General features: G+C 61.6%; 3 protein-coding genes and 2 pseudogenes. All 5 read right to left on the bottom strand.

Features of this window, described 5'->3' with window-relative positions; all coding sequences use genetic code 11:
* Positions 1-701 (bottom strand): annotated as a pseudogene (locus tag HFM78_RS15965) (hypothetical protein); the annotation flags it as partial.
* Entirely contained in the window at positions 698-3,052 is a 2,355-nt protein-coding gene (locus HFM78_RS15960) for a hypothetical protein (RefSeq protein WP_287130453.1), read from the bottom strand. The pseudogene HFM78_RS15965 and the gene HFM78_RS15960, both read right to left, overlap by 4 nt.
* Positions 3,049-3,414, bottom strand: a complete 366-nt coding sequence (locus HFM78_RS15955) for a GPW/gp25 family protein (protein WP_287130452.1) — start codon at positions 3,412-3,414, stop codon at positions 3,049-3,051. The genes HFM78_RS15960 and HFM78_RS15955 overlap by 4 nt, the downstream gene beginning before the upstream one ends.
* 9 nt (positions 3,415-3,423) lie before the next feature.
* On the bottom strand, positions 3,424-3,753 hold the full coding sequence (locus HFM78_RS15950; RefSeq protein ID WP_287130451.1) for a hypothetical protein: 330 nt from the start codon (positions 3,751-3,753) through the stop codon (positions 3,424-3,426).
* Positions 3,753-4,055, bottom strand: a pseudogene (locus HFM78_RS15945) (hypothetical protein); the annotation flags it as partial. The gene HFM78_RS15950 and the pseudogene HFM78_RS15945, both read right to left, overlap by 1 nt.

Genomic DNA, 4,055 nt, shown 5'->3' with positions numbered 1-4,055 from the left:
GGATAGGGCGAGCGGGGGGTGAAGGTGAGCCGAGTGTTGATTTTGCCTTGGGGATCAAGCTCGGGCTGGAGGGTCTGGACGAGGAGGCTGCCGTTGGGGTGGGCGGGGTTTCGCGCGAGGAGCAATAGCACGTCACCGGGCTGGATCGTGGTCGGTTTGCCTTGGAGGAGGAGGCTATTAGGCTGGGCAGTGAGGCGGGGGTCTACGGGGTCACGGAGGGCGACCACACTCGGGAAAAGGAGCTCAGTGGTCTGGTCCAGTTCAAAGATCTGCGGGGTTTTGCCGGGAGCAGGTTTGCTCTGGACGGGATAACCCACGGTTACGGTGAGCGGACCTTTCGTCAGGGCGGCGATCTGGCCCGTGGCGGCGATGGCGGGGCGGGGCCGATAGCCGAGCAGCCGCACTAATCGTTGGACATTCTCCGGTAGGTCAGCAGTACGCAGGTAAGTCTGTTGGGCCGTCCGCTCGTTATAGAAGGTCAGAATATCGGCCAGATAAGCCCACCACTCGACGAGTTGCACCGCTAAATCCGCCTGGGCACCGGGCCGCCAGGAGCGCAACTGGACTTCTCCCGATTGGCTAAGGAGCAGGGCTTGACGAAAACTGGTGTAGTCGCCCACGCGGTAGGCCAGGGTAGCCCGACCGGGGGGATTGAAAAGAACACGGGGATGTTGAGCACCTTCGCAGGGACAGATCGTCATTTGCCGCCCTCCACAATGATTCGTAGGGTGCCGCGCTCGGGGCGGCTGGGGTCGTTATCTAGGCGCAGGATGGTGTCGGGCGCGACGGGCACAGTCTCCGGCAGGGCTTGCCAAGTCATCACACCCCGCTGTCGGTAACGGAGCCGGACCACCCCCGCCACTCCGTAGGCTTGCTGAATCGCCGCTGCTAGGGCACTGCGCTCCAGGGGTTGCCCAAAGGTGAAGCGGTCCACATGGAAAAATCCGCCCGCTTGACTACTTAAAACTTCCCCCAACTCCGCCAGCACATCGCCTCGAAAAGCCTCCGGTCGGGCACAGACTAAAATTTCTAGATCCAGAGATAGGTAACGAGGTTGGGGAACGTAGGACTCGTAACCCGCCAAGCGGTAGCGGTTGAGGAGGTCAATCAACTCGCGATGTTGGTCCAGGGCCAAGGCTTGGGAGTCGCGGGGGTCCGGGGTAGTGAAGACCGTCAGCCAACTCCCCGTCCAGCGGTAGACGGTCCCGGCGCGTTGTACCCAGGCCAGGGTCTGGGCGGCCTGTTGGTAATCCTCAAGGCGGACAGCGCGAAACTGACGGGCACGAAACGCCTGGGGAGCTAAACGGCGCACCTGTTCTTCCGTTTCGGCCTCCTTGCCACCCTGGGCGGCGAAGGGGTTGGTGACGGCGCGGATTTGGTAGGTCGCCGCGTCCTGGGGGTCCACCTGCTGGATCGTTTCGGCGGCGACATTGCCCTGGGGTCCCCCGCCCACCCGGTAAGTCAGGTCAAACACCGTACCGGGGTCTGGACGCTGCCCAAAACTACCCTCCCCAAAGCGCAGCGTATAGCCTTGGTCACTGTCATAGTCCTGAAACACAGTCCCATTGGCGAAACGGGCCACGGGTGTGTAGACCATGGGGTCGAGGGTAAAGGCCAATTCCTGGGGGCCAGCTTGGAGGAGGGTGCGCCGCCAGAGCCAAGGCTGACCGGAGCTGAGGAGGATTTCCGGGAGGGGGCTGCCGGGAGCAGCGGGGTCCAACCAGACCAGGGGCGATTGGGGCAGGGTGAAGAGATATTGGGCCACGGGCAGGTCGGGGGTACTGTTTGCGCCCGTGCGGACCCAGGCGGGGTTGGTGGCTGCGGGGGGAATGGTGAATTGGAGGACCCGACGACCGCCCTGGGTGGCGGGGAGGAGGTTACCACTGACGAGGGTCTGGGTCAGGTCGTGGTCCAGGGTCAAGGCGGTACCCCAAAAAAGCTGCGTGACCGGGGTGGGTTGGTCTGGATCGCTGGGGTCGGGCGCGGGGCTTAAAAAAAGTTCGTCTACGGTCTCTAGGGTCTGGGTCAGCACCACGAGTTCACGGCGGGGCGGGTCAGCGGCAACTAGAGCCGCAGTTTCGATAAGTAGGGTCTGACCGGGGTAGAACGGATAGCCGTGACCCAGGACCCACATGGTCGTCGAACCCTTAGTTAGACAGCGTTCTGCATCGTCCCAGTAGTAGGGGACCAAGCCGGGATTGCGGTTCCAGCGAGGATTGACGGGGAAGGTCTCTGGATTGAGAAGACCCGTGGCTGGGTCCACGAGGCTCGTACCCGTTTCAAAATTGACCATCTCGCCCGTCGGTCCCTGGGCATAGACGGCTAAGCCACTGGGTAGCGTCGTGCTTTGAACATCAAATTGCAACAGCACCCGCGCCGCCGTTGCGGGTCGCGGTTCGTAATCCACCAAACGGGCATGACGCACAAGAGAACGCCGCTGGGTCGCCGTGTCAAGACTCGCCTCCGCCCCAATTCGGTCCTGGTAATAACTCAAATCATCACCCAAGGCACTCAGAGCTTCCAGGAACATGACCCCGAAATCCGCCTCCGTCCGTTCGCGCCACTCGGGATAGCGGAGGGCCGAAAACGCCAGCAATGCTTCTCGGAAACTCAGGAAGTCTTTGGCGAGGTAATCGATGGGCGGCGGGTCGTCCACTGGGAGCGGACAAGGTTCAGAGGGGGTGTCACAGTCTAGGTCTGAAGGACAGAGGGCCTTGAAACTGAACTCGACGTGGTGAAAAAATGGGTCTAGGACCGGACTCACCACGGTCAAGGTGTAGCGCGAGAAATCCCCCGGCTCTAACACCGTGAGGGTCAAGAGCGGACGACCCGCCCAATCCGTCGCCCAATCTCCCGCTTGCATCGGCAGGGGTTGGATCTCGGGGATAGTCTCACCGCCCGTAATTATAATCTGCGTCACCGTCCCACTCACCGCCACCGGGTTGAGGAAGTGGAGGCGGAGGGTGCGTTGATCCAGGCTGAGGATTTCCACAAAGTCCAGGCCATTACGGGTCGTCGAGGTCAGTAGTTGGCGGCGGCGGTCCTTGGTCATCCGAGTACCCTCACGGTTGTGCGTTTATTCGTCTGGGTCTCCACGAGCAGGTAATCAATCTGGATCAAGAGTCCGGCCCCGTCCTGTTGCGGGCTAACTTTCACTTCCCGGACCTGGATCGGTCCGGCTAGCCAACGGTTGAGAGACTGGAGGACGACGAGTTTAGTCGTGGCATCGAGGGCTTCACGGTGGGGCGCAAAAAGTAATTGCCTGAGTCCGCAGCCGAATTCCGGTCGGTTCACCCGTTCGCCCGGAGCAGTCAGCAGCACCTGACGGATCATCTGTTCGACGTGCCGTTCGTAGCCCGTCTGGGCAGCCTGGGCTGAGCTTGGGTCGAGGCGGAAGGGGAAAGCGTAGTTCACTGGTCCTCCTTAGGTGCCGCTGACGCGGGTTTGGGTATTGGTGACTAGGACCGTTCCCTGCACAGCTTGGTCGGCGGCGACACAAAGACCGACACTCGCGCTCGTGAGGACAGCAGCCCCGGCGGCGCGGGCTTTGCGGCTGGCTTGGACCCACTGCACCTGCACACAGGGATGGGGTGCCAAGCTGATATTCAGGGGGCATCCGGCAATGGTGAAAGTATCGCCCGAGCGTAGGATGAAACCGCCCCCGGCTTTGGCGCGGGTATTGGCGCAAATGGCACTTACAGTGCCGCCGTGGGGACACATCAGGGTGCTACTGAGATTAAGTAAAGGAGCCATCACATCACCTCCAAACCGCCGTTGTTGATATTGACCTGAGACGTACTGATCTGAATTTTTTGTCCGCCCCGCTCCAACGTGATCCCGCTGCTGTCCAGCGTCAGGGTGTTGTTGTTGCTGTCGGTAATCGTGACGGTCCCCGCGTCGTCATCCAGGAGGAGCATGTGCTTCTGTTTGGTGACGATCGCTTTGACCGCTGGCTTGGCCTCCGGGGGCACCTCGCCCGTCCGCCAGAAACACCCACTCCAGATGGGGTAGGAGACATCCCCTGCCTCAAATTCAATCCACACCCCCGCCCCCGT

This window comes from Candidatus Cyanaurora vandensis (assembly GCF_013285555.1).
GTDB lineage: Bacteria > Cyanobacteriota > Cyanobacteriia > Gloeobacterales > Anthocerotibacteraceae > Cyanaurora > Cyanaurora vandensis.
The sequence above is the reverse complement of the archived record's forward strand: the minus strand, read 5'-3'. Positions and strand labels throughout refer to the sequence as shown.

Bases quoted from the DNA above. Each gene is read 5' to 3' on its own strand.
- HFM78_RS15960 (WP_287130453.1), bottom strand. From the start codon at position 3,052: ATGACCAAGGACCGCCGCCGCCAACTACTGACCTCGACGACCCGTAAT.
- HFM78_RS15950 (WP_287130451.1), bottom strand. From the start codon at position 3,753: ATGGCTCCTTTACTTAATCTCAGTAGCACCCTGATGTGTCCCCACGGC.